General features: G+C 68.8%; 26 protein-coding genes and 1 tRNA gene. 19 read left to right on the forward strand and 8 right to left on the reverse strand.

Annotated elements, in window-relative coordinates; all coding sequences use genetic code 11:
- Nucleotides 1-48 precede the first annotated feature (48 nt).
- Together mshD and AB4Y75_RS01815 are read right to left on the reverse strand one after the other, a co-directional pair.
- Nucleotides 49-1,035 carry a mycothiol synthase gene (gene mshD, locus AB4Y75_RS01810; RefSeq protein ID WP_441434209.1) on the reverse strand — a complete coding sequence of 329 codons (987 nt, stop codon included), beginning with the start codon at nt 1,033-1,035 and terminating at the stop codon, nt 49-51.
- A 52-nt stretch (nt 1,036-1,087) separates the two neighbouring features.
- A complete protein-coding gene (locus AB4Y75_RS01815; RefSeq protein WP_066211624.1) occupies nt 1,088-1,786 on the reverse strand; it encodes a winged helix-turn-helix transcriptional regulator in 699 nt (232 codons plus the stop codon).
- A 159-nt stretch (nt 1,787-1,945) separates the two neighbouring features.
- Between AB4Y75_RS01815 and AB4Y75_RS01820 the strand changes: the two genes are divergently transcribed.
- The 5 genes from AB4Y75_RS01820 (at nt 1,946) to AB4Y75_RS01840 (ending at nt 7,123) form a co-directional block, all read left to right on the forward strand.
- The gene (locus AB4Y75_RS01820) at nt 1,946-2,791 is read left to right on the forward strand and encodes a permease (protein WP_441434210.1); all 846 of its coding nucleotides are present in this window, start codon (nt 1,946-1,948) and stop codon (nt 2,789-2,791) included.
- Between the two features lie 133 nt (nt 2,792-2,924).
- On the forward strand, nt 2,925-3,548 hold the full coding sequence (locus AB4Y75_RS01825) for an FABP family protein (RefSeq protein ID WP_441434211.1): 624 nt from the start codon (nt 2,925-2,927) through the stop codon (nt 3,546-3,548).
- Nucleotides 3,549-3,601: 53 nt separating this feature from the next.
- The gene (gene ygfZ, locus AB4Y75_RS01830) at nt 3,602-4,717 is read left to right on the forward strand and encodes a CAF17-like 4Fe-4S cluster assembly/insertion protein YgfZ (protein WP_441434212.1); all 1,116 of its coding nucleotides are present in this window, start codon (nt 3,602-3,604) and stop codon (nt 4,715-4,717) included.
- Nucleotides 4,718-4,916: 199 nt separating this feature from the next.
- The gene (locus AB4Y75_RS01835; protein ID WP_441434213.1) at nt 4,917-5,489 is read left to right on the forward strand and encodes a PadR family transcriptional regulator; all 573 of its coding nucleotides are present in this window, start codon (nt 4,917-4,919) and stop codon (nt 5,487-5,489) included.
- A 131-nt stretch (nt 5,490-5,620) separates the two neighbouring features.
- Nucleotides 5,621-7,123 (forward strand): DHA2 family efflux MFS transporter permease subunit, encoded by a 1,503-nt coding sequence (locus AB4Y75_RS01840; RefSeq protein WP_441434214.1) that lies wholly within the window; start codon nt 5,621-5,623, stop codon nt 7,121-7,123.
- 147 nt (nt 7,124-7,270) lie between these two features.
- On the opposite strand, the gene AB4Y75_RS01845 is transcribed toward AB4Y75_RS01840, so the two are convergent.
- From AB4Y75_RS01845 to AB4Y75_RS01860, 4 genes are all read right to left on the reverse strand, one after another.
- Complete coding sequence (locus tag AB4Y75_RS01845) at nt 7,271-8,296, reverse strand: 6-phosphofructokinase (RefSeq protein ID WP_066211612.1); 1,026 nt, start codon at nt 8,294-8,296, stop codon at nt 7,271-7,273.
- Nucleotides 8,297-8,451: 155 nt separating this feature from the next.
- A complete protein-coding gene (locus AB4Y75_RS01850; protein ID WP_441434215.1) occupies nt 8,452-8,706 on the reverse strand; it encodes a PspC domain-containing protein in 255 nt (84 codons plus the stop codon).
- A gap of 31 nt (nt 8,707-8,737) precedes the next feature.
- Nucleotides 8,738-9,286 carry a hypothetical protein gene (locus AB4Y75_RS01855; RefSeq protein ID WP_441434216.1) on the reverse strand — a complete coding sequence of 183 codons (549 nt, stop codon included), beginning with the start codon at nt 9,284-9,286 and terminating at the stop codon, nt 8,738-8,740.
- Nucleotides 9,286-10,788, reverse strand: a complete 1,503-nt coding sequence (locus AB4Y75_RS01860; RefSeq protein WP_441434217.1) for a PspC domain-containing protein — start codon at nt 10,786-10,788, stop codon at nt 9,286-9,288. The genes AB4Y75_RS01855 and AB4Y75_RS01860 overlap by 1 nt, the downstream gene beginning before the upstream one ends.
- Nucleotides 10,789-10,914: 126 nt before the next feature.
- Between AB4Y75_RS01860 and AB4Y75_RS01865 the strand changes: the two genes are divergently transcribed.
- From AB4Y75_RS01865 to AB4Y75_RS01890, 6 genes are all read left to right on the forward strand, one after another.
- A complete protein-coding gene (locus AB4Y75_RS01865) occupies nt 10,915-12,288 on the forward strand; it encodes an ATP-binding protein (protein WP_441434218.1) in 1,374 nt (457 codons plus the stop codon).
- Entirely contained in the window at nt 12,285-12,962 is a 678-nt protein-coding gene (locus tag AB4Y75_RS01870) for a LuxR C-terminal-related transcriptional regulator (RefSeq protein WP_441434219.1), read from the forward strand. The genes AB4Y75_RS01865 and AB4Y75_RS01870 overlap by 4 nt, the downstream gene beginning before the upstream one ends.
- A 155-nt stretch (nt 12,963-13,117) precedes the next feature.
- Nucleotides 13,118-14,530: an ABC transporter permease gene (locus tag AB4Y75_RS01875; protein WP_441434220.1), complete on the forward strand. Its 1,413-nt coding sequence runs from the start codon at nt 13,118-13,120 to the stop codon at nt 14,528-14,530.
- Nucleotides 14,531-14,532: 2 nt separating this feature from the next.
- Complete coding sequence (locus AB4Y75_RS01880; RefSeq protein ID WP_441434221.1) at nt 14,533-15,219, forward strand: ABC transporter ATP-binding protein; 687 nt, start codon at nt 14,533-14,535, stop codon at nt 15,217-15,219.
- Between the two features lie 213 nt (nt 15,220-15,432).
- Entirely contained in the window at nt 15,433-15,954 is a 522-nt protein-coding gene (locus AB4Y75_RS01885) for a M23 family metallopeptidase (protein WP_441434222.1), read from the forward strand.
- A gap of 131 nt (nt 15,955-16,085) precedes the next feature.
- Nucleotides 16,086-16,802, forward strand: a complete 717-nt coding sequence (locus AB4Y75_RS01890) for a helix-turn-helix transcriptional regulator (RefSeq protein WP_441434223.1) — start codon at nt 16,086-16,088, stop codon at nt 16,800-16,802.
- On the opposite strand, the gene AB4Y75_RS01895 is transcribed toward AB4Y75_RS01890, so the two are convergent.
- Both AB4Y75_RS01895 and AB4Y75_RS01900 read right to left on the reverse strand, forming a co-directional pair.
- Entirely contained in the window at nt 16,718-17,932 is a 1,215-nt protein-coding gene (locus tag AB4Y75_RS01895; protein ID WP_441434224.1) for an MFS transporter, read from the reverse strand. The two genes, AB4Y75_RS01890 and AB4Y75_RS01895, sit on opposite strands and share 85 nt — an antisense overlap.
- A 142-nt stretch (nt 17,933-18,074) precedes the next feature.
- Nucleotides 18,075-19,295: a pyridoxal phosphate-dependent aminotransferase gene (locus AB4Y75_RS01900; protein ID WP_441434225.1), complete on the reverse strand. Its 1,221-nt coding sequence runs from the start codon at nt 19,293-19,295 to the stop codon at nt 18,075-18,077.
- Between the two features lie 180 nt (nt 19,296-19,475).
- Here AB4Y75_RS01900 and AB4Y75_RS01905 point away from each other — a divergent pair.
- From AB4Y75_RS01905 to rplJ, 8 genes are all read left to right on the forward strand, one after another.
- Nucleotides 19,476-19,548 (forward strand) — tRNA-Trp (locus AB4Y75_RS01905).
- Nucleotides 19,549-19,664: 116 nt separating this feature from the next.
- Nucleotides 19,665-19,946 (forward strand): preprotein translocase subunit SecE, encoded by a 282-nt coding sequence (gene secE, locus AB4Y75_RS01910; RefSeq protein WP_441434226.1) that lies wholly within the window; start codon nt 19,665-19,667, stop codon nt 19,944-19,946.
- A 158-nt stretch (nt 19,947-20,104) separates the two neighbouring features.
- Entirely contained in the window at nt 20,105-20,908 is an 804-nt protein-coding gene (nusG, locus tag AB4Y75_RS01915; protein WP_441434227.1) for a transcription termination/antitermination protein NusG, read from the forward strand.
- Between the two features lie 130 nt (nt 20,909-21,038).
- Nucleotides 21,039-21,467 carry a 50S ribosomal protein L11 gene (gene rplK / locus AB4Y75_RS01920; RefSeq protein ID WP_400590140.1) on the forward strand — a complete coding sequence of 143 codons (429 nt, stop codon included), beginning with the start codon at nt 21,039-21,041 and terminating at the stop codon, nt 21,465-21,467.
- Between the two features lie 127 nt (nt 21,468-21,594).
- On the forward strand, nt 21,595-22,302 hold the full coding sequence (gene rplA / locus AB4Y75_RS01925; protein ID WP_441434228.1) for a 50S ribosomal protein L1: 708 nt from the start codon (nt 21,595-21,597) through the stop codon (nt 22,300-22,302).
- A 132-nt stretch (nt 22,303-22,434) separates the two neighbouring features.
- A complete protein-coding gene (locus tag AB4Y75_RS01930; protein WP_441434229.1) occupies nt 22,435-23,559 on the forward strand; it encodes a GNAT family N-acetyltransferase in 1,125 nt (374 codons plus the stop codon).
- On the forward strand, nt 23,556-24,677 hold the full coding sequence (locus AB4Y75_RS01935; protein WP_441434230.1) for a GNAT family N-acetyltransferase: 1,122 nt from the start codon (nt 23,556-23,558) through the stop codon (nt 24,675-24,677). Before AB4Y75_RS01930 ends, AB4Y75_RS01935 begins: the two co-directional genes overlap by 4 nt.
- 299 nt (nt 24,678-24,976) lie before the next feature.
- Complete coding sequence (gene rplJ, locus AB4Y75_RS01940; RefSeq protein WP_441434231.1) at nt 24,977-25,534, forward strand: 50S ribosomal protein L10; 558 nt, start codon at nt 24,977-24,979, stop codon at nt 25,532-25,534.
- Nucleotides 25,535-25,580 lie beyond the last annotated feature (46 nt).

Below are 25,580 nucleotides of genomic sequence, written 5' to 3' on the forward strand. Positions count from 1 at the left end.
CTCCTTAAGCCGCAGTCGATGCACCTCAACCTTACAGAACGGAACGGGTCAGGAAACCGGGTTTTTCCGGTACATGACGTCGCTGTCCCAATGGGTGAAACCGAGGCTCTCGTAGAGCCGCACCGCGGGTGCGTTGTCCGCCTCGACATACAGCAGCACGGTGGTCGCCCCCTGCTCGCGGAGATGGGCGAGTCCGCGCCGCGTGAGGACCTTTCCGAGGCCCTTGCCCTGCGCCTCCGGCACCACTCCCACCACGTACACCTCACCCTGGGCGCCCTGCCGGCCCTGGGCGGGTTCCAGCTTGGTCCAGTGGTAGCCGACGATGCGGCCTTCCTGGTCCACCACCAGGAAGAACCCCTGGGGATCGAACCACGGTTCGGCCTGGCGTTCCTGGAGGTCCCGCAGCGTCAGGGCGCCCTGTTCGGGGTGATGCGCGAAAGCCCGCGCGTTGGCGTCCAGCCAGGCCGCCTCATCCTGGCCCGGCACGAAGGTGCGGAGCGTGTAGCCGGGCGGCAGGGCGTCGTCGTCCACGGGGGAGACCGCGGAGGGGGTGCTCAGGCGCATGCGCCACAGCTCGCGCACCCGGGTGAATCCGAAGTGGGCGGCGAGATCCTCGGCCGCCGCGGCGTCGCCGTGGGACCAGGCCTGGATGCCGTCCAGCGTGCCTCTGTTCGCCTCGATCCGTTCCGCCAGCCGGAATCCCACCCCGATGTTCCGGTACCCGGGGTGGACGGCCATCTCCAGGACGGCGTCCTCGCCCGTGGTGACCAGGACCGCGAAGCCCGCCAGGACCGCGTCCCGGGCGGATTCCTCCTCGGCGAAGGGGTCCTCCGGGGAGTACACCAGATACGCCTCCACCTGCTGGCCGTCGTTGCCGCCGGTGCGCAGCGCGATCAGGGACTGCTCGGACACGCTCGGCGTGCCGTCCGCCGCCGAAGCGGCCCGCAGGAGCTCCGACGTCTCGGTGAGAGTTCCGGCGTCCAGAGGCGCCAGGTGACGGTGGACCGGCCAGTGGGAGGCGTTAGCGCTAGTCATGTCACCAGGCTAGTACCGGGGGCGGGGGCCGTCCCGGAATTCACGCCGGCATTCAGGCCTGGGCGTGCTGTTCGTCCTGCTCGCGCGTCATGGTGAGGCGGTATCCGACGTTGCGGACGGTGCCGATCAGGGTCTCGTGATCCGGGCCCAGTTTGGCGCGCAGGCGCCTGACGTGGACGTCCACGGTGCGCGTGCCGCCGTAGTAGTCGTAGCCCCACACCTCGGTGAGGAGCTGCTGGCGGGTGAAGACGCGCCCGGGGTGCTGTGCCAGATACTTGAGGAGTTCGAACTCCTTGAACGTGAGGTTGAGGGCTTCGCCGTTGATGCGGGCGGTGTAGCTGGCCTCGTCGATCACGACGCCGGAGGCGCGGATCTCCGTGTCCGCCTCTTCTTCGGCGCTGCGGCCGCGCGCCAGGGCCAGGCGGATGCGGGCCTCGACCTCGGCGGGTCCGGCGGATTCGAGGACGACGTCGTCCACGGCCCACTGGGAGGAGATGGCCGCCATGCCGCCCTCGGTGAGGATCAGCAGCAGGGGCACGGACAGGCCCGTGGCCTTGAGGAGTTTGGTCAGGGAGCGCGAGCCCACCAGGTCTTTCCGGGCATCCAGGAAGATGATGTCGCAGGGGTCGGTCTCCAGCAGCGCCGTCGGCTCCGCCGGCAGGATGTGCACCCGGTGATTGAGCAGTTCAAGCGCAGGCAGGATGTCCACCGACGAATCGGTGCTGTTGGTCAGTAACAAGAGTTGCGACATTGTCCCCTCCAAGGATCTGGAGCGCGTCGTCGAGCCTGATGACCCAGTATATCGAGATCAGCCGCCGCTCGAGTTATTCCCGTCACAATGTGGACCGGGTGGCGTGCGGCGGCTTCGGCGGGATGGGCGTGGAAGCGCCGGATGGTGGAGGATGGCTGTGTGAGCCCAGCCGCTGAACCTTCCAAGAACGACGACGCCGGATTCGCCCTCCTGGGCCACGGCGCCTCCCGCGCGGGTTCCGGCCGCGCCGGGGGCTTCTTCTCGACGGGCCACGGATACCGCACGGTGGGGCTCGCGTCCCTCGTGGCGCTCGCGGTCCTCGGGGTCTCGCCCTGGCTCGGTTCCACGGCCCACGCCGTGATCTGCGCCGTCCTCGCCGTGTTCTTCGGTCTGGCGTGGCCCCACTACCTCGGCATCCCGGCGCGCAAAACCCTCGGCGGGATCATCGCCGCGGTCGGGGCCCTCGCGGTCCTCGGCGCGGCGGTCTCGCCCGGACCGGGCTTCCTGGCGTGGGCGGCGCCGCTGATCGCCCTCGGGATCATGGCGGTGATGCTGGTCGAGCTGATCCGCGGGACGGGTCAGCCCCAGCGCCTGGAGTCGACCTTCGGCGCCAGCGGCGGCGTGGTGCTGTCCGCGCTCGGGGCCGGCTGGGTGGCCAATGTGCGCCTGGGCGGTCTGCGGGAGATGCTCGTCATCGTGGTGGTGTGTGCCGCCGTCGCGGTGTGTGTGGGCCTGATCCGCTGGCCGGACAGCATCGTGGCCCCGCTGGGCATCGTGCTCGCGGTCCTCGTGGGTCCGCTGGTCGGCTGGTTCAATCCGCATGTCTCGATGCTTCCGAGTGCGGCGCTCGGCCTGGCTGCGGCGGTCCTGGTGGTGAGCTTCCGACGGCTCATCACATTCCGGGTGCACAGCGCCTCCCTGGTGGGCGCCGTGGCGCTCGGTCTGGGCCCGGTCCTGGCGCTCGGCAGCGTGGCGTATTTCCTGGGCAAGCTCCTGCTCGTTTAACGGTTAGGATGAAGTCATGTCCGTCCTTGCATTTGAAATCTTCTTCCTGGTCCTGCTCGGCGTCGCCAGCATCGCCATGGCCTGGTTCGCCGGCCTGGTGGTGTACCGGCTCTTCAAGGGCCAGAAGTAAGCCATGCCCGTCGAGATCCCCAGTGACCTGACGCCTGAGCTGGTACCTCTCTCCTGGTTGATCGGGGAGTGGGAGGGCCGCGGCCGTCTCGGAACGGGTGAAGAGGGCTCCGAGCACTTCGTGCAGCGTGCCACCTTCGCCCATAACGGCCTGCCGTACTTGCAGTACCGCGCCGAGAGCTGGCTCTGCGACGACGAGGGCACCATCCTGCGCCCCCTCACCGTGGAGATGGGCTTCTGGGCCCTGGACCGCAAGCTGGTGGACGCCGACGGCGGTCCCGGCATGCTTCCCGCCGACATGGTCCCCGCGCTCAAGACGGCGGATGACGTGGAGGCGCTGCGCAATGACGACGGCGGCTTCGACATCACGGTCTCCATCGCCCACCCGGGTGGGATCTCCGAGCTGTACTACGGTCAGATCAAGGGGCCGCAGATCCAGCTGAGCACCGACATGGTCATGCGCGGGAACCACTCCAAGGGCTACTCCGCGGCAACCCGCATCTTCGGTCTGGTGGACGGCAAGCTGCTCTGGCGCTGGGACGTCTCGCAGGGCCAGACCTCCGGCGAGGCTGAGGGCGACGGCGGTCTGGAAGCCCACGCTTCGGCCATCCTGAGCAAGCTCGCCTGATCCGCCCGCCAGGACCGTGGAATAGCTCCCTCTCCGGGAAGGTTGCACCCCATATGGAGTACACAAGCCCTCTTCTGTCGCGCCCCTCCGCCATCGCGGGAGCCGGCGTGGACAGTCCCGTGGCAGCCCACTACGGTCAGCCGCTCAAGGAACAGCGGGCTCTGGCAGCCGGCCGCGCGGTCGCGGACCTCTCCCAGCTGGGCGTGGTCACCGTCAGCGGACCCGACCGTCTTTCCTGGCTGGACACCCTCTCCTCCCAGCGCGTGAGCGGGTTGGCGGCGGGCGTGTCGACTCAGCTTCTCCTGCTGGACCTCCAGGGCCGCATCGACTTCGACATCCGACTGGTGGACGACGGCGAGACGGCCTGGCTCATCGTGGAGCCGGGCCTGGCGGAGTCCCTGGCCGCGTTCCTGGACCGGATGCGCTTCATGCTGCGGGTCGAGGTGGCGGACGTCAGCGCCGGGTGGGCGGTGCTCGGCAGCACCGGACCTGTACCCGCGCTGGACGGGCTGCTCTTCTGGCAGGACCCGTGGCCCGAGGTGACGGAGGGCGGGTACTCGTACGCCGCCGTCGGTGTCGAACAGCACCCCGGCCGTGACCGTCCCTGGCGTGAGTGGCTGGTGCCGCAGGGCGAACTCGCGGAGCGGACCGAGGGTCTGGAACTGGCCGGCATGATGGCGGTCGAGGCGCTCCGGATCGCCGCGTGGCGTCCGCGGCAGGGATTCGAGACGGACAGCCGCGCCATTCCTCATGAGCTGGATCTGATCCGCACGGCAGTCCACCTCACCAAGGGCTGCTACAAAGGCCAGGAGACCATCGCCCGGGTGCACAATCTGGGGCACCCTCCGCGGCGTCTGGTCCTGCTCCAGCTGGACGGCTCGCAGCACACCCTTCCCGCGCTGGACAGCCCCGTGGTCCTGGAGGGCCGCACGGTGGGGCGGCTCAGCAGCGTGGCACAGCACCACGAGATGGGGCCGATCGCGCTGGCGCTGGTCAAGCGCAGCGTGAATCCTTCGGCTGTGCTGAGCGTCGTCGATTCGACGGGTTCGCAGGACGCCGAGGGCAATCCCGTGGAGGAGACGTACACCGCGGCCCAGGAAGTGATCGTCGCCCCGGAAGCCGGCCAGGTGGTCGGACGGCAGAGCGGTTTCCTCCGGGCGCCTCGCTGAGCCCCGGCGCCGGCTGATCCACCCCTGAACGCCTCCGGGAAACCCTGAACCCCTCCTCGAAGAGAGCCATCTCACGCCGCGGACTATTCCACGTGGAATAATCGGTGTGGAATGATGGTTGCAGGCTTCGACCGGGCCGAGCCGGGCCCGGTCGCACTCTCCGCCGGACACCCCGCCACCCAGGAAGGATCTGACCTTCGTGACCTCTCCTTCCCTCACCCCGCTGAGCCTCGCGGCGCTGGGTCTCCTCCGGGAGAAGCCCATGCACCCGTACGAGATGTACCAGACCCTGATGTTCCGTGGTGAGGACCGGACCGTGAAGGTCCGGCCCGGCACGCTCTATCACGCGGTCTCGCGGCTCGAGGAACAGGGTTTCGTGGAGGAGGACGGTGTGGAGCGGGACGGCAAGCGCCCCGAACGCACCGTCTACCGCATCAGCCGAGCGGGGGAGGACGCCCTCGCCTCCAACCTCAGCGTGCTGCTGGGGGACTCCTCCAACTCCTATCCGCCGTTCCCCCTGGCCCTGGCCGAATGCCACAACCTGCCCAGCGAGGTGGTCGTGGACCGGCTGGAGGCCAGGATCGCCGGGCTGACCGGGCGTCTCGCGGAGTACGAGGCCGCCGAGGCCCGCGCCCTGGAGCGCCAGGTGCCCCGTCAGTTCTGGCTCGACGTGAAGTATCAGCACCACCTGCTCGTCGCGGAAATCGACTGGCTCACCGGCCTGGTCTCGGAGATCCGCACCGGGGACCTGGACATCAGCGTCCCCTCCTGACCCTGCCCCGCCCTGCTCGCGGGGAAGCCGTTCCGCGCGGCTCCGGCTCCGGCCCGTCGTCGACCGCCTCGACAACCTCGACCGCTTGAACACCTTCGACTCCCCGAACACCTACACCGAAAGGTTCCGACGTGGAACAGATCGCCCGACCGTGGCCCGCTCTCTGGTCCCTCGTGGTCGGCTTCTTCATGATCCTGGTGGACAGCACCATCGTGAACGTGGCCAATCCGAAGATCATGGAGGGCCTGAACACCGACATCAACGCCGTCATCTGGGTGACGAGCGCCTACCTGCTCGCCTACGCCGTGCCGCTGCTGATCACCGGCCGCCTCGGTGACCGCTTCGGTCCGCGCAACCTCTACCTGACCGGCCTGGCCGTCTTCACGCTCGCCAGCCTCTGGTGTGGCCTGGCCGGCGACGTCGGAATGCTGATCGCGGCCCGCGCCGTCCAGGGCCTCGGCGCCGCCCTCATGACCCCGCAGACCATGGCCGTCATCACCCGCATCTTCAAGCCGGAGGAGCGCGGCTCCGCCATGGCCCTCTGGGGCGCCACGGCCGGCGTCGCCACCCTCGTGGGCCCGCTCCTGGGCGGCCTGCTGGTGGACAGCCTCGGCTGGGAGTGGATCTTCTTCGTGAACGTGCCCGTGGGCATCGTCGGCTTCATCGCCGCCGCCCGCTTCGTCCCCAAGCTCGAACGGCATCAGCACCGCTTCGACTGGCTCGGGGTGCTGCTCAGCGCCGTCGGCATGTTCCTGCTGGTCTTCGGCCTGCAGGAGGGCCAGAGCTACAAGTGGGGCACCGTCACCCCGGGCATCACCGTCTGGGGTCTGATCACCGCGGGCATCGTGGTGCTGGTGGTCTTCGTCATCTGGCAGTCCGTGTACCGGCGCCGCTACAACGGTGAGCCCCTCATGCCCCTGGACCTGTTCAAGGACCGGAACTTCAGCCTCGCGAACCTGGGCATCAGCCTGATGGGCTTCACCATCAGCTCTATGATGCTGCCGATCATCTTCTACATCCAGATGGTCCGTGGCCTCACCCCCACGCAGTCCGCGCTGCTCATGGCCCCCACCGCCGTGGTCTCCGGCGTCCTGGCGCCGTTCGTCGGCAAGTGGATCCCGCGGATGAATCCCAAGATCGTCATCCCGGTGGCCTTCGGCCTGATGTCGCTCTCGCTGTTCATCTACTCGTTCCTCACCACCCCGGACACCCCGGTGCTGATGTACCTGATCCCGGCCGCGATCATGGGCGTGGCGAGCTCCGGCATCTGGGCTCCCATGAGCGCCACCGCGCTGCGGAACCTGCCGCCCCGGAAGGCCGGCGCCGGATCGGGCATCTACAACTCCACCCGTCAGGTGGGCGCCGTGCTCGGGTCCGCGGCCATCGCGGCCCTCATCCAGGCACGTCTCGCGGCGGAGCTCCCGCAGGCCCCCGGTGGCCAGGGCGCCCCGAGCGGCGAGATGGCCACGGGCACGCTGCCAGAGTTCCTGCATGCCGGGTTCTCCTCGGCCATGGCCCAGTCGATCATGCTGCCGGCCTGCGCCATCCTGGTGGCCGCCGTGGCGTCCCTGTTCTTCATCCGGCCCGCGGCTCTCGCCCCGGCCCAGGAGCAGGAGAAGGTCTCGGCCGACTGACGCCGTGCCCGGCCGGCCGATGAGCGGTGGCCTGCCGGGGACGGATATGCACAGTCGGGGAAATGACGAAGGACGACGACGGCGGGTGCGCACCCGCCGTCGTCGTCCTTCGCTGTGTTCCGGGTCCTCGTTCCGCCCGGGCGGCGATCAGCCGAAGAGGACGGCCGCTTCCTCGTACCGGTGCAGCGGGACGGTCTTGAGGCGGCCCAGGGCGTTCTCGAAGGTGACGTGCTCGATCTCGGTGCCTTTCAGGGCGACCATGGTGCCCCAACGGCCCTCGACCACGGAGTCGATCGCGGCCATGCCCAGGCGCGTGGCGAGCACGCGGTCGAAGGCGCTCGGCACGCCGCCGCGCTGAATGTGGCCCAGGATGGTGGCCCGGGTCTCGATGCCGGTGCGGGCCTCGATCTCGGGGGCGAGCTGGTCCGCGATCCCGCCGAGGCGGGGGCGTCCGAAAGTGTCCAGACCGCGCTCGGAGTGCGGCGCCTCCAGGTGCTCCGGCACGAATCCTTCGGCCACGACCACGAGGGGAGCGCGGCCACGTTCGTGGGCCTCGGTGACCCATTCGGAGATCTGCTCGATGCTGACCTGCTGCTCGGGGATGAGGATGGCGTGGGCGCCGGAGGCCATTCCGGCGTGCAGCGCGATCCAGCCGACGTGGCGGCCCATGACCTCGGCGATCATGCAGCGGTGGTGGGATTCGCCGGTGGTGCGGAGACGGTCGATGGCCTCGGTGGCGATCTGGACGGCGGTGTCGAAGCCGAAGGTGTAATCGGTGGCGTCGAGGTCGTTGTCCACGGTCTTGGGGACGCCCACGATCTTCAGCCCGGCGTCGGTGAGACGCCGCGCCGCGGCCAGGGTGCCCTCCCCGCCGATCGCGATGATGGCATCGATGCCCAGGCGCTCCATGTGACGCATGATGGTCTCCGGCCCGCCGCCGTTCTCGAACGGGTTGGTGCGGGAAGTGCCCAGAATCGTGCCGCCCTGCTTGGCGATGCCGCGGACCATGGTGCGGGGGATGTCGATGACATCGCCTTCCACCACGCCTCGCCAGCCGTCACGGAAGCCCACGAATTCGTGGCCGTGGATGGCGATCCCCTTGAGGACGGCGCCGCGGATCACGGCGTTGAGTCCGGGGCAGTCGCCACCGCTGGTCAGGATGCCGATTTTCATAGCTCAGAGGCCCTTCGTCGATGAAGCAGTGTTGAAGAGCGCCCCGTTGAGCCCACACCGATTCTACGGTTTTCTGTGACCCAGATGACAAATGGCCCCCCGTTCATGAACGGGGGGCCATTCTCGTCCCGGGTCTCCCCGGGCGGTTCCGCGGGTTACTTGACGCCGCGGTTCTGCAGGAAGCCCTGCAGGATGATGCGCTCGTCCTTGCCGTCGGGCAGGAGGAACCACGCGGCCAGGTAGACCACGAAGGCCGGGCCTGGCAGGAGGCAGAAGAGGAGATAGCCGATGCGGATCCAGGCCACGTCCACGCCGAACTTGGCGGAGAGCCCGCCGCAGACGCCGCCCACCCAGCGTTCCGGTCCACGCTTCAGGCCGAGGCCCCTGATGATGCTGAAGAACTTGTCCATGTCTCTAGCCTTCCGTGTCTGGCGTGCTTTGTCACGCGATGCCGGAGCCGCTGCCGGGCATCCGGTGGTGGTCGGTGTCCCCGTGGCCGGGGGCTTTACGGGCGGCGGCGGACAGGAGCCCGCCGATCACCAGGGCCACGCCGGTGCCGATCATGAGCCCGATCAGGACATAGCTCCCGTTCAGTGCCACCAGGCCCAGTTTGGAGACGATGATGAGACCTGCGAGGGCCATGATCAGCAGTCCCCACACGACGGTGCTGACGCGGGGCCCGCGGCGGCGCTCGTCGGAGACCGGAGCGGGGACAGGCGCGGTGACAGGGTCTGCCGAAGGCGCTGCCGCAGCGGTGGACTGCCACGGTCCGGCTGCCGCCTCATCTGCCGCCTTGTCTGCAGCCTTGTCCGCTGAGCGGTCCGTCGTGCGGTCCCCGACGCCGGGAGTTGCCCCGGGAGCGGCATCGAGCCGGTGCGTCTCGGGAAGCGCCGTGTTGAAGGTTTCGGTGCGGGGGAGTGCGGCGTCAGGGAGTGCGGTGTCATCGGGGTTCTCCTGTCCCGCGTCCCGGGGGAATTCGTGGGTGCTCATCAGAGACTTCCTTCCTGGACGGTGATGTTGCTAAAGGTTCCATCGAGTTCGATGACCAGAGGCTGACCGGGCTTGTCCCCGTGGTAGGTGTGAGCACCTTTGTCGGCCACATGGCCGGCGTCGGCGCCGTCCTGATCCAGGTTGGCGAAGGTCAGGTCGGAGCGGATCTCCACCGGGATGTTCTCCGGGATGATCAGGGTGAGGTTGCCGGCGGTGACGTCCACGGGGACCACCACCCGGCTCGTCAGGGGGGCTCCGCCGCCCAGACCGCTGAGGTCCACGGTTCCCTTGCCCCCGGTGAGGTCGAATCCCTGCCGGGCCTGCTCGACGCCTGCCGGGGTCCAGTCCTGGTTCTGGAAGTGCAGGCCCTCGGCGCGCGGTGCGATCGTGAAGAAGGCTCCGATGATCAGGCTCACCACGGCCAGGAACCCGAGGAACCCGGAGGTCCGGCCGCGGAGCCCGGCGATCAGGATGCCGAGACCCAGCACTGCCGCGCCGCTTGCCAGGATGACTGCGGTGGACGCTCCGCCCAGGTCGATGACGCGTGCCGCGTCCAGACCCTTGAGGGTTCCACCCACCAGCAGGGCGAGACCCACGAAGACGGCGACGAGTGCGCTGCCCGGACCTTGCCGGTGCCGGGGGACGCGTGGCGGCCGGGGCTGCACCGGAGGTGCAGCGAAGGCGGGTTCCGTCAGGGAGGGCGCCGGAAGGGGCGGGGCAGGCAGCGTCGTCGGCCCAGACTGGAAGGACGGCGTCGCCGGGCTCCAGGAGGGCGCGGCGGGGTGGACGGCGTCGTTCCTGCGGTCGGCTTCCGGGCTCGTCTCAGGTGCGACGGCCGCGGGCGACGACGTTCCGGCCGGAGATGCCTGCCCGGTCTGCTGCCACCACTCGTCAGCCGGTGAGCCGGCCGGAGGCGGAGTGCTGCCCGGCGCGGTGAAGCGCCGTGAGTCCTTGGCCCGCTGGCGCTGCACCAGGTAGTAGATGCCGAAGGCGAGGGCGCCCACCCAGAGGAGTGTCCAGAACAGGGCGTTGAGCCCGTTCCAGCCCCAGGCCCAGAAACCGCGGCCCAGGCCGGGCAGGCCGATCACGGTGGTGATGAGTGCGCCGGTCATGCCGCCGCTCCACCGCCCCGCGGCCGCTTCCTGAACGTGGATGCGGCCATCCGGCTCGGGGAGCAGTGCCCAGGCGATGCCGTAGGCGAGCACGCCGACGCCGGCGAAGACCGACAGGACGATGAAGATGCCGCGGACGATCAGCGGATCGATCCCGAAGCGTTCCGCCAGGCCGCTGCACACGCCACCCAGCCACCGATCGCTGCCGCGCCGGACGCCCAGGCTCCGGATCCAGGAGAAGAAGTCCTGGGACGCAGGTGACGTGCCGGGCGCCTGATGCGGGGCGCCCGTCCCCTGCTGACCGGCCTGCTGAGCCCCCTGCTGACCGGCCTCGGCCGTGGCCCCGGCGGGCTGCCGGGGCTCCTCTGGTGTGGTGCTGTGCGTGTTCATATCTCGATCCTCTCGTCCGGGGTGCTTTCCCCTCTACTGGGGGATACCCTGAAGCGCCCCTGAGAACGCCCTGAGATCCCCGGCCGCCCGGCCAGGGAGCCCCTGTTCCGTGGTTGGATTGATCGCATGAAGACAGCCGCCGAGCGCCCGCCCCTGGTCCGCAGCGGCGACCGCGTGATCGCCGGTGTCTGCGGCGGGCTGGCCGCGCATCTGGGCTGGCCGGTCAAGTTCGTGCGGCTCGGGATGATCGTCGCGGCGCTCGCGGGCGGCGCGGGTCTGGTCTTCTACGGCTGGCTGTGGACCATGGTCCCGACGGCGGACGAGGACGCACAGCGCAGGGCGCCCCGGCCGGCGTCGCCGATCGCTCCCGCGGTCAGCGCTCCCGAAGTCCCGCCCGACGGCGCGCAGACTGCCCAGGCTGCGTCGGGAGAAGGTGCGGGGACGGCTCGGAGACAGCCCTGGATCCCTCCGCAGCGCGGCCGGGACTGGACGATCCCCTACGGCAAGGAAGTCCTCCTGGGGGTGGGCCTGCTGCTGCTCGCGGCGATCCTCATCGCACGGCAGCTGGGGGTCGAGGTGCCCCTGGGCACTCTCATCCCGGTCGCTGCCATCCTGGGAGGTGCGGCCATCGCCTGGATGCAACTGGACGAGACCCGCCGGGCGCACCTCGTGGACCGCACCAAGGCAGATCAGGCCGGAGGCTGGGTGCGCCTGCTGGCCGGACTGGCCCTGGTGATGGCCGGGGTCCTGGTCATGGTCTCCGGCGCCGGATCCTGGGAACAGACGTGGCTCGCGCTGCTGGCATCGGTCACCGTCCTGGGTGGTGTGGGCCTGGTGCTGCTGCCCTGGGGACTGAGATTCTGGAAGGACTTCGAAGCCGAGCGGTCCGGGCGCATCCGGGAGACGGAGCGCGCGGAGATCGCGGCCCATCTGCACGACTCCGTGCTCCAGACGCTCGCGCTGATCCAGCGCCGCGCAGGCTCCGAACAGGACGTCGTGCGGCTGGCCCGTGCTCAGGAACGCGAATTGCGCACCTGGCTGTTCGGGGACACCAACCGCGACGCCGGCCTGCTGGCCGAGCGGATCAAGGCGGCCGCCGCCGAGGTGGAGGACACTCACGGATACGCCGTCGATGTCGTCTGCGTGGGTGATGCTCCCCTGAGCGAACGCCACGAGGCACTGGTCCAGGCGGCGCGAGAAGCGATGCTGAACGCGGTCAGGCACGGTGGTGGCGCGGTGTCCGTCTATCTCGAATGTTCGGACCGGGGCGCCGAGGTCTTCGTCAAGGACCGGGGACCCGGCTTCGACCCCGACGCCGTGCCCGCAGACCGGATGGGTGTGCGGGAATCCATCATCGGCCGGATGCAGCGTCACGGTGGCACGGCCGTGATCCTCAGCGATGAGGACGGCACGGAGGTGCGCCTGAGCCTGCCCGCGCCGCAGGGTCACGATGAGCCGGAACCCGCGAAACCAGAGCCACGGAATGGAGACCACGCATGACCGAACAGAACCCCGCCACGGAAGCCCGGACCACCGCCCGAGTGGTGATCGTGGACGATCACGCCATCTTCCGCTCGGGCCTCCGGGCCGACCTCGCGGACACCATCGACGTGGTGGGGGAGGCCGGTTCCGTGGATCAGGCGGTCGAGGTGATCTCCCGGGAGCTTCCCGACGTGGTGCTCCTGGACGTCCACCTGCCCGGCGGCCTGGGCGGGGGCGGGCGTGAGGTCCTCAACCGCTGCGCGCCGCTCCTGGGGCAGGTCCGTTTCCTGGCCCTGAGCGTCTCCGACGCCGCTTCGGATGTGGTGTCCGTGATCAGGGCGGGTGCTCGCGGGTACGTCACCAAGACCATCTCGGGGGAGGAGATCTCCGCCGCGGTGTACCGCGTGGCCGGCGGCGACGCCGTGTTCTCACCGCGTCTGGCGGGTTTCGTGCTGGACGCCTTCGGCACCGCGGTGGAGGACATCGCGGACGATGAACTGGACCGCCTCTCGGCCCGGGAACTCGAGGTCATGCGCCTGATCGCGCGTGGGTACAGCTACAAGGAAGTGGCCAAGGAGCTCTTCATCTCCATCAAGACCGTGGAGACCCACGTCTCGGCCGTGCTCCGCAAGCTGCAGCTCTCCAACCGGTACGAGCTGAGCCGCTGGGCCGCCGAACGCCGTCTCCTCTGAGCCGGGGCCACACCCGGGTCCCACCCGCGGCCCACGTCGGCCCAGCACGAACGTTCTCACAGCCGGCGCATAGCTTCGGCCGTCTCCGCGCACAGCGGATCCCTGCACTCTGAGGTGAGCAGTCCGCGACCGGCGGACCCGTCCCGAGGAGCACAGTGAACGTCCTTGCCCGGAGCGTAGGCAATGCCTTCCGCAACACCATCAGAACGACGGCGGTGGTGGCCGTCCTGGCGGTCGCCATCGGCCTCGCGCTGGCCATGCTCGTGGCCAACCAGGCCGTCGGGGACAAAGTCCAGGAGCTCAACGCCTCCGTGGGGACCGTCCTGACGGTCAATCCCGCGGGCGGCCAGGGGTTCGAAGGCGGCGGGGAGCCGCTGACCGCTGCCACGGCGAAGACCGCCGCGGCGGTGCCTCATGTGCAGTCCGTGGTGTCCACCAAGGCTCTGCGGCTGCGCACGGCCAGTTCGACGTCGTCCGCCACGCAGGGGCCCGGCTCGGGAGGGCCGGGTGGCCAGGGCGCCGCGGTGACCACTAGCCTCCAGCCCGCCATCGACGCCGGCACCCTCGGCAACCGCAACAACTCCGCCTCCACTGGGGGCACGGGGAACGGCGAGGCCACCCGGAACCGGACCTTCCAGCTGCCCATCACCGCCACCGGGACCGGGGCGGAAGTGGACAGCGCGGGCAAGGCCCTGAACATCACCTCGGGCGCCGGGCTCGGCGACTACATGAAGGCGAGCACCAAGGCCCTGGTCGGGGCCACGCTGGCCACCAAGAACAGCCTGAAGCCGGGCTCCACGTTCACGATCGACGGTAAGAGCTACACGGTGGCGGGCATCTTCGACGAGGGCACCGAGTTCGGGAACAACGCCGTCTACCTGACGCTGCCCCAGGCACAGGCGCTCGCGGGCACCACCGGCGAGGTGTCCAGCCTGATCGTGACCGTGGACTCCATGGCGAACGTCGACTCGACCCGCACCGCCCTGCAATCGGCGCTGGGCACGGACAAGGCCGATGTCACGCAGGGCCAGCGCAATCTGGCCACGGCCGTGAGCTCGCTGGACAGTGTCAAGAACATCTCGATGGTGGCCTTCGTCGCCTCGCTGGCCACGGCGGGGCTGGTGGTTCTGTTCATCATGGTCCTCCTCGTGCGGGAGCGCCGCCGGGAGATCGGCGTGCTGAAGGCGATCGGTGCTCCGAACCGCACCATCGGCCTCCAGTTCGTCCTGGAAGCCCTCGTCCTCGTGGCGCTCGGCAGCGTCGTCGGCGGTGTCATCGCCTCCTTCGCCAGCAGCGGGATCGCCTCGGCGCTCGTCAGCTCCAACACCGCCTCGGCAGCCGGATCCGTGGGCCGCCGGGGCCAGGGCGGTGGGTTCGGTCCCAGCGGCGGTGGCGGCGGCTTCCTGGGAGGCGCCAATCAGCTGCTGACCTCGGTCAACGCGACCGTTTCGCCGGGCGTGATCGCCCTGGGCATCGGTGCAGTGTTCCTCGTGGCCATCATCGGAGCCCTCGTCCCCGCGCTCCTGACAGCGCGCATCCGCCCCATCGAAGTCCTCCGAGGAGAGTAGTCATGATCGAAGTCAAGGACCTGGTCCGTCAGTTCACCTCGGGGGACCGCACCATCAAGCCGGTCAACGGTGTCAGTTTCACTCTGGAACGCGGGGCGTTCGCCTCGATCGTGGGCAAGAGCGGCAGCGGCAAGAGCACCCTGCTCTCGCTGCTCGGGGCTCTCGACAAGCCGACCAGCGGGGATGTCGTGGTGGACGGGGTGAGCCTGGCCGGACTGCCCGACTCGAAGCTCACCGCGTACCGCCGGAAGGACATCGGTTTCGTGTTCCAGCAGTTCAACCTGGTGCCCAATCTGAGCGCACTGGAGAACGTCATGCTGCCCATGGAGTTCGCGGGCCTCGGCCGCGCCGCGCGCAAGACCAGGGCTCAGGCCCTTCTGGAGCGTGTCCAGCTGGATCCGGAGAAGCACCTCCGCAAGGCCAACCGGCTGTCCGGCGGTGAACAGCAGCGCGTGGCGATCGCCCGGGCACTCGGCAACGAGCCCAAGCTGATCCTGGCCGACGAACCGACCGGCAACCTCGACGAACAGACCGGCGAGCACATCGTGGAACTGCTCAGTTCACTGAGCTCGGAGAGCCGGACCACCGTCCTGGTGGTCACGCATGACCGGGGACTGGCGCAGAAGACGCAGCGGCGCTTCCGCTTGCAGCAGGGCGTCCTGCGGGAGGAGGCGCCGGCGGGGGCCTGACGCTGGTCGGCTGCTCACCGGCGGCTCACCGGCGACGACGGCGGCGCCCTCCATTGGGGGGAGGGTGCCGCCGTACCGGTCCAGACGCCCCCTTGACAGTTCAGTCGATCAGTTGACATTTTGTTCCTGGGCGCGGTGGAGCGGCGTAAAAGCCGCCCTCCGCCGTCGGAGCCCTCACATCTCGCCAACCCATGAGAACTCAGGAGCACAGCCATGACCGATCGTCAGGACCCATCGATCCTGCCCAGCCGGCGGACCATCCTCGGAGGCGGCCTCGCCGTCGCCGGCCTCACCGTGGCAGGGGTCGTCGCCGCACCGGCCGCCCAGGCCGCGTCGTATGTCCGTCCCGTGAAGGACCCTGCCGCCCACCCGATCACGGCGCAGTGGCGCCAGCCCGGCTCCTGGGCCGCCGGATATCACACGGGAGTCGACATCGGGTGCCCCGTCGGCACTCCGGTGTATGCGACCATCGGCGGCGACGTCCGCACCGGCCGGGCCAATTGGGGCGCGGCCTACGGCACCATGATCCTCATCAATGACAACGTCGACGGCTCGGACTGGGGGTACTGCCACCTCTCGCGTTCGGTGGTGAGCGAGGGACAGCGCGTCGCCACCGGCCAGTTGATCGGCTACTCGGGCAACACCGGGAACACCACCGGGCCGCACCTGCACCTGGAACGCCGCCCGCGCTACGGCGGCTACGGCACGGACAAGAACCCCAACCTCTGGCCGTGAGCCGGCCCTGAGGTTCCCGGGCTTCGTGAAAGGGCCACGTTCCCGGCCCCCGAAGGAATGCCTGAATCCCCGAACGCGTTCCGGTGGATGTGACGGACACTCAACCTCAGTGGGAAGCCAGCGCTTCCGCCGTGTTGGACCTCTCCGAGGGTGAAGCCCTTCCCTGGGCTTCACCCTCGGTCTGGTTCCTGGTGCTCTCCGGAGCCGTGGTCCTGCGCTGGAACGCGGAGGAGAGGACTCTGCCCGCCTCCGCGGCCGTGTTCATCCGCCAGACGGCCCGGTTCAGGGCCAGGGCCGTGCCAGCGAGCCGCGTGCTCCAGGTCGATCTGGCGGAACTGAGCGGTGCCGCACTGCCGGAGCCCGCCATCGTGCACGACTTCAACGCCCGGCACCACGGTGTCACCGACTTCATCGCCGCCTGCCCCTTGAGCGGCAAGCCGACGGTGCGCGACTTCAACCGCGGGTACGGGCACCTGATCGGCGGAGCGATGCTCGTCTCCCTGGCGACCGAGGATCCCCTTGCGGTCTGGGACCCGGGGGTGTGCCGGGCCGCCTCCGCCATCCGCCAAGATCCGGGGCATCCCTGGACCCTTCTTCAGCTGTCCCGGCTGGCGCTCCTGAGCCGTTCGGCGCTGGCCGAACGTTTTCGTGAGCAGACCGGTGCCACGCCCATGCAGTACGTGCGCCAGGAGCGCCTCGCCCGTGCCGCCCATCTGCTGCGGCACGGTGATCAGCAGATCAGCCAGATCGCCGCGAGCGTCGGCTACGCGTCCGATGCGGCGTTCGTCCGGGCGTTCTCCGCAGAGCTGGGCACGACGCCCGGCCGCTGGCGCGCCTCCGCGGGCTGAGCGGGCAGGGCGGCGAAGCCGACGCCGGCCAGCACCGCCGCCGTCGCCGCAGTGAGGAAGACCGCGGCCAGTCCGGAGTGGTCCAGGAGCAGACCGCCGACGACGGCGCCCAGCGTGATCGCCGCCTGGAACGCGGTGACCTGGAGACTCACTGCGGCTTCCGCGTCGTCCGGTTCGACCGTGGTGACCCAGAGCTGGGTGGTCACTGGCACCAGATTGAACCCCAGACCCCAGGCGAAACTCGCCACGGTGAGCGACGCCGTCGTCCCGCTCTGGGAGGCCAGCAGGAGCGAGGCCGCCAGGACGAACGGCCCGAGGGACACCGCGAAGCGCAGCCTGCGCGAGATGGCGCCTGCCAGGATGTTCCCCAGGAGGCCACCCACGCCCCACAGCAGGAGAAGCCAGCCCAGGGAGCCCGGGTCCACCATCTCGATCGCCAGTCTGACGTAGGGGTACGCGGTGAAGTTCGCGAAGGCGGCCAGTCCCACGCAGAGGATGCCGATCATGAGGCGCCGATGGCCGACGGCCCTGCGCAGCATGGCGAATCCGGCGGAGGGATGGGCCGGGACGGACGGCAGGGTCAGCGCGAGCGTGAGCGTGGCGAGGACGCCGATGGCGGCAGCCGCCCAGAAGACCTGTCGCCAGCCGAGCGCGGTCCCGCCGACGGCGGCGAGCGGCATGGCTGCGATGGTCGCGACGCTGGTTCCGGTCGCCAGGGCCGTCGAGACCAGAGCGGCGCGCGACGGGACGATTCGGACGCCGGCCCCGAAGGCGAGCGACCAGTAGCCCGCGATCGCCACGCCCAGCGCCAGCCGCCCGAGCAGCAGAACGGGGAAGGACGGGGCGACGGCCACCAGGACGTTCGCCACGGTGCCCACCCCCAGGAGGGCGATCAGGACGCGGCGGCGATCGGTGCGGGGCACCAGGCTGGCGAGGCTCGGAGCCGTCAGCGCGCCGGCCAGCGACGTGGCTGCGACGGCCAGACCCGCGGTGCCGTCGCTGATCCGCAACTCGGCGGCGATCAAGGGCAGCACGCTCGCCGGGAGGAACTCGCTGGCCACCAGCATCGTGATGCCGAGGGCCAGGGCGGGGATCGCGAACGGTGCACGTCGAAGAGCTGTGGCTGTCATGAAGTCCACTGTGCCGGGCGGAGGCCCGCCCGGATTGACCCGGCGTCCGCGGTGATTGCCCGGGCGTCCGTGAAAACACGACCGCCCCGCACCGTGTGTCACGGTACGGGGCGGTCTGCGGTCGCGGCGCGGCCGCTGAGGTTCAGGCGGCCTTGCCGAGGAACTCCTGCAGGCGGCGGACGCCCTCGGCCAGATCGTCATCGCCCAGTGCGTAGCTCAGGCGGAGGTAGCCGCTCGGGCCGAACGCCTCACCCGGCACCACGGCCACCTCGACCTCATCGAGGATGAGGGCCGCCAGCTCGGCGCTGGTCTGCGGCGTGACGGTCCCGCCCGCGGCGGTGGGGAACGACTTGCCCAGCAGTCCGCGGACATCCGCGTAGGCGTAGAAGGCGCCCTTCGGCGTCGGGCATTCCACGCCCTCGATCGCATTGAGGCCGGCCGTGATCGCCTGACGACGGCGGTCGAAGGCCACCTTCATCTCGTCCACCGCGGTCAGCGGGCCGGAGACGGCGGCCAGGGCGGCGATCTGCATGATGTTGGAGACGTTGCTCGTGGCATGCGACTGGAGATTGGTCGCCGCCTTGATGACATCGGCAGGGCCGATCATCCAGCCCACGCGCCAGCCGGTCATGGCGTACGTCTTGGCCACGCCGTTCAGGATGACCACCTTGTCGCCCAGCTCCGGCGCCGCGGCCGCGATCGACGTGAACGGCACACCGTCATAGGTCAGGTGCTCGTAGATCTCATCCGTGACCACCCAGAGGCCCTTGGAAGCCGCCCAGGCGCCGATCTCGGCGACCTGCTCCGGCGAGTACACGGCGCCCGTCGGGTTGGACGGCGAGACGAAGAGCAGCACCTTGGTGTTCTCGGTCAGCGCGGCTTCAAGATGCTCCACGGTGACCAGGTAACCCTGCTCCGGTCCGGCGAAGACCTCGACGGGCACACCGCCGGCCAGCCGGATCGCCTCCGGGTAGGTGGTCCAGAAGGGGGTGGGGACGATCACCTCGTCGCCCGGATCCAGGAGCGTGGCGAAGGTGTTGTACACCGCCTGCTTGCCGCCGTTGGTCACCAGGACCTGGGAGGCGTCCACCTGGTAGCCGGAGTCGCGGAGCGTCTTCTCGGCGATGGCCTGCTTGAGCTGGGGCAGTCCGCCGGCGGGGGAGTAGCGGTGGTATGCGGGATTCCGGGCGGCCTCGATCGCGGCGTCCACGATGTAACCGGGGGTGGGGAAATCCGGCTCACCCGCCCCGAAACCGATCACCGGGCGGCCCGCGGCCTTGAGGGCCTTGGCCTTCGCGTCCACCGCGAGGGTGGCGGATTCGGCGATGGAGGAGATGCGTCGGGAGATGCGTGAAGAGGGCATGGGGCGGTCCTTCGCGTGTTTTTCAGCGTGATCCCGGGGTCAACCGGCACTTCCCAGCTTAGGCGGACGTGCTCGTTGAGGCACAGCCGGGAGCTGCGATGAGTCCCACTTAGACGTTTGCCCACATCTTGCGTATAGTTGTACCTCGGTGTTGGAAGCCGCAAGGCCATCCGACTCCATAGGGTAGTGGCGCAATTGGTAGCGCAGCGGTCTCCAAAACCGCAGGTTGCAGGTTCGAGTCCTGTCTGCCCTGCGCATGGTTAGCTCCAGGCGTCAGCCGAGAAGACCACAGCACCAGCACTGAGGCTTGCCGAACGGTAGCCGCACGGGTTCGTCAGAACAAGCACGGCAAAGAAGAGCGAGGGAACAGTGACCGATACGGCCGCGAACGACGCTCAGGGCCGTCCTGCCAAGAGTGGCGGGAAAAAGAGCAAGAAGCTGGGCTTCTTCGCTCGTATCGCCCTGTTCTTCCGTCAGATGATCGGCGAGCTGAAGAAGGTCGTCACTCCGACCCGCTCCGAGCTCCTCAACTACACGCTGGTGGTCCTGGTCTTCGTGGCGATCGTCATGCTGATCGTCACCCTCCTGGACCTCGCCTTCGGCGTGGGCGTCGGATGGGTGTTCGGCGGCACGGGTTCCACGGAACGCTGACCGACTGACTTTCCGCAGGCTGCCGGATCAGCCTCCGCAAGGAGGCTGAGATGGCTGCCTGTGGAATTGAGCCATTTAAGTGGGATGTCCTCTGAGTGGCTCAGCCACCACGAGCGTGCCCACGCTTGCAATGCACTAACGACGAAGCAGGAGACCACGTGTCTGAGCAGGAGCTCGAATTCAGCGAGACCGTCAACCAGGACGTCGCCCCGGAGTCCGAGGACGCCGTCGAGGCGGACACTGCTGCGCCCGAAACCCTGGACGCCGAGGCTGAGGAAGCCGACGCTGAGGAAGCGGAGCACGTCGGCGAGGCTGACACCGAGGAAGACGCCGACGTCGCGCCCGAGGCGCCTGCTGAGGACCCCCTCGAAGCCTTCAAGGCCAAGCTCCGCCGCCAGGAAGGCGACTGGTACGTCGTCCACACCTACGCCGGTTACGAGAACCGCGTGAAGACCAACCTTGAGACCCGCGTCCAGACCCTGGACATGGAGGACTACATCTTCGAGATCCAGGTCCCCATGGAAGAGGTCGTGGAGATCAAGAACGCGCAGCGCAAGGTCGTCACCCGCGTGCGCATCCCGGGCTACTGCCTGGTCCGCATGGAGCTCACGGACGCCTCCTGGGGCGCCGTCCGCCACACGCCCGGCGTCACCGGCTTCGTGGGCAACGCCCACAACCCGGTCCCGCTCAAGCTGGACGAGGTCGTCTCCATGCTGGCTCCGGTCATCGAGCAGGAGCAGGCCGAGCAGCAGGGCGGCAAGCAGGCCCGCGTGGCCGCCGCGCCGGTCAACGTGGACTTCGAGGTCGGCGAGTCCGTGATCGTGAAGGAGGGCCCGTTCGAGACCCTGCCCGCCACGATCTCCGAAATCAAGATCGAGTCCCAGACCCTGGTGGTCCTGGTCTCCATCTTCGAGCGCGAGACCCCGGTCACGCTCGCGTTCAACCAGGTCACCAAGATCTGACAACCCGAGATTTCGTTCCTGCGGCGCGCTGCTTTCGCGGCGTGGGAACGTCCGGTCGCCTCGCCAGGGCGGCCAACCAGCTGAGGCGCACTCCTGTTCCTCAGTAAGCACATGAGAGAAGGACCCTACATTGGCTCCCAAGAAGAAGGTCACCGGCCTCATCAAGCTGCAGATCCAGGCAGGTGCCGCCAACCCGGCCCCTCCGATCGGTCCCGCGCTTGGTCAGCACGGTGTCAACATCATGGAGTTCTGCAAGGCGTACAACGCTGCGACGGAATCCCAGCGCGGCAACGTCATCCCCGTCGAGATCACGGTGTACGAGGATCGCTCGTTCACCTTCATCACCAAGACCCCGCCGGCTGCTGAGCTCATCAAGAAGGCCGCAGGCGTGGCCAAGGGCTCTGCAACCCCCCACACCGTCAAGGTCGCCAAGCTGACTCAGGCACAGGTCGAGGAAATCGCCACCGCCAAGCTGCCCGACCTCAACGCCAACGATGTCCAGGCTGCTGCCAAGATCATCGCCGGCACCGCTCGCTCCATGGGTATCACGGTCGAGTAATCACGGCCTCTGGCCATCCGCCGGTTCGCCGGCACTTCGAAATTCATTGAGCCCCGTGCAACGACGGGGCAGTGGCAGGGCCGAGCGCGGTCCGCAGACCACAACTGCACAAGGAGAAATACGCAGCATGGCAAAGCGCAGCAAAGCATATGAGGCAGCCGCCGCCAAGATCGACGCGGAGAAGCTTTACGCTCCCGCCGAGGCGGTAACCCTGGCCAAGGAGACCAACCCCTCCAAGTTCGACGCGACCGTCGAGGTGGCTTTCCGCCTGGGTGTCGACCCCCGTAAGGCCGACCAGATGGTCCGCGGCACGGTCAACCTGCCGCACGGCACCGGTAAGACCGCCCGCGTCCTCGTGTTCGCCACGGGTGACAAGGCCGAGGCCGCACTGGCCGCAGGCGCCGACTTCGTCGGTTCCGACGACCTGATCGAGAAGATCTCCGGTGGCTGGACCGACTTCGACGCCGCCGTCGCGACCCCCGAGCTCATGGGCAAGGTCGGTCGTCTCGGTAAGGTCCTGGGTCCGCGTAACCTCATGCCGAACCCCAAGACCGGCACCGTGACCCCGGACGTGGCCAAGGCTGTCAACGACATCAAGGGCGGCAAGATCGACTTCCGTGTCGACAAGCACTCCAACCTCCACTTCATCATCGGCAAGGCCAGCTTCGACGCTGAGAAGCTCATCGAGAACTACGCCGCCGCTCTGGAAGAGGTGCTTCGTCTGAAGCCGACCGCCGCCAAGGGCCGTTACATCCAGAAGGCCACCGTGGCCACCACCTTCGGCCCCGGCATCTCCGTGGACCCGAACGTGACCAAGGTCGTCCTCGGCGCCTAGTCGCCCCTCGCAGGCCACGCCTGCAGGACCTCACCTGACAGAGGCCGCCCAGCATCGCTGGGCGGCCTCTGGTGTTTCCGGCTGCCGTGATGCCTCGGAGGCGGGCGATGGTGTGCGGGTTAGGGTGGGAGCATGACCGAGCACACCTTCAGCATCGAACGGCTGGTTCTGACCGAGTCCCTGGAATCTCCGGATGCCGGGGACTTCCTGGCGGTGTGTGAGCTGAGCGACGCCCTCGTGCTGCGGTTGCGGGGGAACCTGGACCTGGCCAGTCCGAACAGCGCACGTCTCATCATGTGGCGGGACACGGAGTACGCGCGGCTGGACGTCTACTTCGTCCGGATGGAAGGGCGCGTGGCCGCCCGGGCCTGGATCCATCTCCCGCTCAAGGACAATCTGGAGACGGCCTGGCTGAGCATCGGCGTCCACCCCGATTTCGAAGGCCGCGGTCTCGGCCGCGCGCTGGCCGATCACCTGGAGTCCGTGGCGCGGGCGGCAGGGCGCACGGTGGTCCAGATGGGAACCGAACATCCGGTCGGCGGCCCGGACGACGACGGCGAGCAGCTCCTGCCGCCCACGGGCAGCGGAAGCGTCCCGGCGGGGTCGCGGGCGGTCCGGTTCGCGCTGAACCGGGGCTATGAGCTGGTGCAGGTGGAGCGGACGAGCGTGCTCGAGGTGTCCGAGGAGTCTCGCCGGGCGGCCCATGCCCTCTTCGAAGAGGCGGAGGCCCGGGCCGCGGAGAACTATGAACTCGTCACGTGGTTCGACGGGACCCCGGAGGAGTACGTCGCGGATCTGGTCCGGCTCTCCACCAGCATGTCCACGGAGATCCCGCTCGGAGGGCTGGAACTCGGCGAGGAGGCCTTCGACGAGGCCCGGGTCCGGGAGATCGACACGCGCCGCCGTGACGGTGGGGTCCGTGCGGTGACCACCGCGGCGCGCAACCGTTCCACGGGGGAGCTGGCCGGATACTCGGTGCTCGAATACGTTCCTGACCATCCCGAGGTGGCCGAGCAGGACAACACCCTGGTGCTTCCCGATCACCGCGGGCACGCGCTGGGCCAGTGGATGAAAGCCGCCAACTTCGAGCGGCTGCTGGAGGCGTTCCCCGCGGTGCGCCGGATCTACACCTACAACGCGGACGAGAATCAGCACATGCTTGCTATAAACATCGCGATGGGCTTCCGCCCGGCCGGCCACGATGGCCAGTGGCAGGCGCATCTGGGCCGGGGGTCGAGGGAAGGGGACAGGGCATGACCATCAGGATCGAGCAGCTGTGGATCCCCGACACCCTGGACGGCCCGGACGCGGAGGACTTCCTGGCGGCCGTGGACGTCTCCCGGCGGGTCCGGCTGGCCACCTGGGGGAGCGATGACCTCGCGTACACCCCGCTGGAGAAACTCTACGAACTGCGGGACCCCTATGAGCGGCAGGTGCTGCTGACCGCGACCCTGGACGGCGTCATGGTGGGGGTCGCGGACATCTCGCTGCCGCTCCTGGGCGACATCGACGTCGCGGAGTTCACGCTGGACATCCTGCCGGAGGCTCAGGGCCACGGTGTGGGCCGCGAGCTCATCCGGGCGGCTGAGCAGTTCGCCCGCTCGGAGGGCCGCCGGCATCTCCTGGTGGACACGAACCACCCGGCGGCCAGCCTCGGGGACACGGAGGACAGCCTGCAGCCGGACAGCGGCCCGGGCTTCGTGCCCCTCGCGAGCCGCTCCGTGGACTTCGCCCAGCGCAGCGGGTACAGCCTGGAACGGATCGAACAGTTCAGCTCCTGCGCGCTGCCCCTGGACACGGTGCTGGAAGGCCGGCTGGCGGCGGAGGCGGAAGCCGCGAATGACGGCCGGTACCGTCTGCATCATTGGCGGGACCGCTGCCCTGAGCGCTGGCTGGCCGACATGACGGCGCTGGACTCCTCCGCGGAGGACCTCACCCTTGCGGCGGCCGCGGATGCCGGGGTCCCCGCCGCCGTCTGGGAGGACTACGACGTCGAGGCGCTGCGGAGGGCGGAGGAGATCGCCATGGCGCAGGGCCGGCGGACGGTGGTCACCGCCGTCGAGCACGTCGAGACGGGTGTCCTGGTCGGCGTCACGACCATCAGTGTCCTGCCGCAACGGCAGGACGTGGTCTTCCAGGACGAGACCCATGTGCGGCTGGCGCATCGCGGCAACAAGCTGGGCCTGCTGCTGAAGATCTCGAACATGCAGCAACTGCAGGACCTGTTCCCGGACGTCCGGGTGATCTACACCTGGAACGCGCTGGAGAATCGGTACCTGCTCACGGTGAACCAGCAGCTGGGTTTCCGGACCGCCGGGGTGACCGGGCTGTGGCAGAAGCAGCTTCCCGACCTGCGGCAGCCTCACCTGAGCTGAGCCGTCGGGCGCCGATTTGCTCCGCCAGCACGGTCTCCCGTAAGCTTGAACCACCAAAGACCGTCGGTTGTTGGATATCCCTGTGCGTTTCTGCCTGGCAGAGCCCTGCGGATCTCCATCGAAGGACCCTTCAGCATAAGGGCGGCCGGCGCAGGTGACCTGAGCGAGAAGTTCTTCTTCCACGCCCCGTGCGCCTGCGCGGGGCGTTTTTTGTTGGTGCCCCTGAGTACCTGATGCGCGGCTCACGCCGCGAGCAGCGAGGACCTTCCTGACCGGCCTGATTCCCCGGAAGGAGGGTTATGACAACGCCGAACAAGGTGGCCGCAGTTTCTGAGATCACCACCGATTTCAAGGAATCGACCGCCGCTGTCCTGACCGAATACCGCGGGCTCTCTGTCGCACAGCTCAAGGAGCTGCGTCGTTCCCTGGGCGCGGAGACCAAGTACTCCGTCGTCAAGAACTCCCTGACCGCGATTGCAGCCAAGGAAGCCGGTGTCGACGCGTTCGACGGCCAGCTCGCAGGCCCCACCGCAATCGCTTTCATCAAGGGCGACGCCGTTGCTGCCGCGAAGAGCCTCACGGACTTTGCCAAGGCCAACAAGCAGCTGGTCATCAAGACCGGTTTCTTCGAGGGCAAGGCTCTTAACGCTTCGGAAGTTGCCGCTCTGGCCGCTCTCGAGTCCCGTGAGCTGCAGCTCGCGAAGGTCGCCGGTGTCCTCAAGGCCCCGGCTGCCGCAGCTGCCCGCATCATTGATGCCCTGCGCATCAAGCTCGAAGAAGAGAACGGCGCTCCGGCGCCCGCCGCTGAGGAAGCACCTGCCGAGGCTCCGGCCGAGGCCGCTTCCGAAGAGGCCTGATCCTCTTCTCCCCACCCACACACTGTGGTGCGCAGGCACCAACTAC

It is taken from the genome of Arthrobacter sp. RAF14 (genome assembly GCF_052114185.1).
Lineage (GTDB): Bacteria > Actinomycetota > Actinomycetes > Actinomycetales > Micrococcaceae > Arthrobacter_E.

What these genes read in the sequence shown, in the direction of transcription:
- mshD (WP_441434209.1), bottom strand. Translation starts at nt 1,035, where the DNA reads ATGACTAGCGCTAACGCCTCCCACTGGCCGGTCCACCGTCACCTGGCG.
- AB4Y75_RS01815 (WP_066211624.1), bottom strand. Translation starts at nt 1,786, where the DNA reads ATGTCGCAACTCTTGTTACTGACCAACAGCACCGATTCGTCGGTGGAC.
- AB4Y75_RS01825 (WP_441434211.1), top strand. Translation starts at nt 2,925, where the DNA reads ATGCCCGTCGAGATCCCCAGTGACCTGACGCCTGAGCTGGTACCTCTC.
- ygfZ (WP_441434212.1), top strand. Translation starts at nt 3,602, where the DNA reads ATGGAGTACACAAGCCCTCTTCTGTCGCGCCCCTCCGCCATCGCGGGA.
- AB4Y75_RS01845 (WP_066211612.1), bottom strand. Translation starts at nt 8,296, where the DNA reads ATGAAAATCGGCATCCTGACCAGCGGTGGCGACTGCCCCGGACTCAAC.
- AB4Y75_RS01850 (WP_441434215.1), bottom strand. Translation starts at nt 8,706, where the DNA reads ATGGACAAGTTCTTCAGCATCATCAGGGGCCTCGGCCTGAAGCGTGGA.
- AB4Y75_RS01855 (WP_441434216.1), bottom strand. Translation starts at nt 9,286, where the DNA reads ATGAGCACCCACGAATTCCCCCGGGACGCGGGACAGGAGAACCCCGAT.
- AB4Y75_RS01860 (WP_441434217.1), bottom strand. Translation starts at nt 10,788, where the DNA reads ATGAACACGCACAGCACCACACCAGAGGAGCCCCGGCAGCCCGCCGGG.
- AB4Y75_RS01865 (WP_441434218.1), top strand. Translation starts at nt 10,915, where the DNA reads ATGAAGACAGCCGCCGAGCGCCCGCCCCTGGTCCGCAGCGGCGACCGC.
- AB4Y75_RS01870 (WP_441434219.1), top strand. Translation starts at nt 12,285, where the DNA reads ATGACCGAACAGAACCCCGCCACGGAAGCCCGGACCACCGCCCGAGTG.
- AB4Y75_RS01880 (WP_441434221.1), top strand. Translation starts at nt 14,533, where the DNA reads ATGATCGAAGTCAAGGACCTGGTCCGTCAGTTCACCTCGGGGGACCGC.
- AB4Y75_RS01885 (WP_441434222.1), top strand. Translation starts at nt 15,433, where the DNA reads ATGACCGATCGTCAGGACCCATCGATCCTGCCCAGCCGGCGGACCATC.
- AB4Y75_RS01895 (WP_441434224.1), bottom strand. Translation starts at nt 17,932, where the DNA reads ATGACAGCCACAGCTCTTCGACGTGCACCGTTCGCGATCCCCGCCCTG.
- AB4Y75_RS01900 (WP_441434225.1), bottom strand. Translation starts at nt 19,295, where the DNA reads ATGCCCTCTTCACGCATCTCCCGACGCATCTCCTCCATCGCCGAATCC.
- rplA (WP_441434228.1), top strand. Translation starts at nt 21,595, where the DNA reads ATGGCAAAGCGCAGCAAAGCATATGAGGCAGCCGCCGCCAAGATCGAC.
- AB4Y75_RS01930 (WP_441434229.1), top strand. Translation starts at nt 22,435, where the DNA reads ATGACCGAGCACACCTTCAGCATCGAACGGCTGGTTCTGACCGAGTCC.
- AB4Y75_RS01935 (WP_441434230.1), top strand. Translation starts at nt 23,556, where the DNA reads ATGACCATCAGGATCGAGCAGCTGTGGATCCCCGACACCCTGGACGGC.
- rplJ (WP_441434231.1), top strand. Translation starts at nt 24,977, where the DNA reads ATGACAACGCCGAACAAGGTGGCCGCAGTTTCTGAGATCACCACCGAT.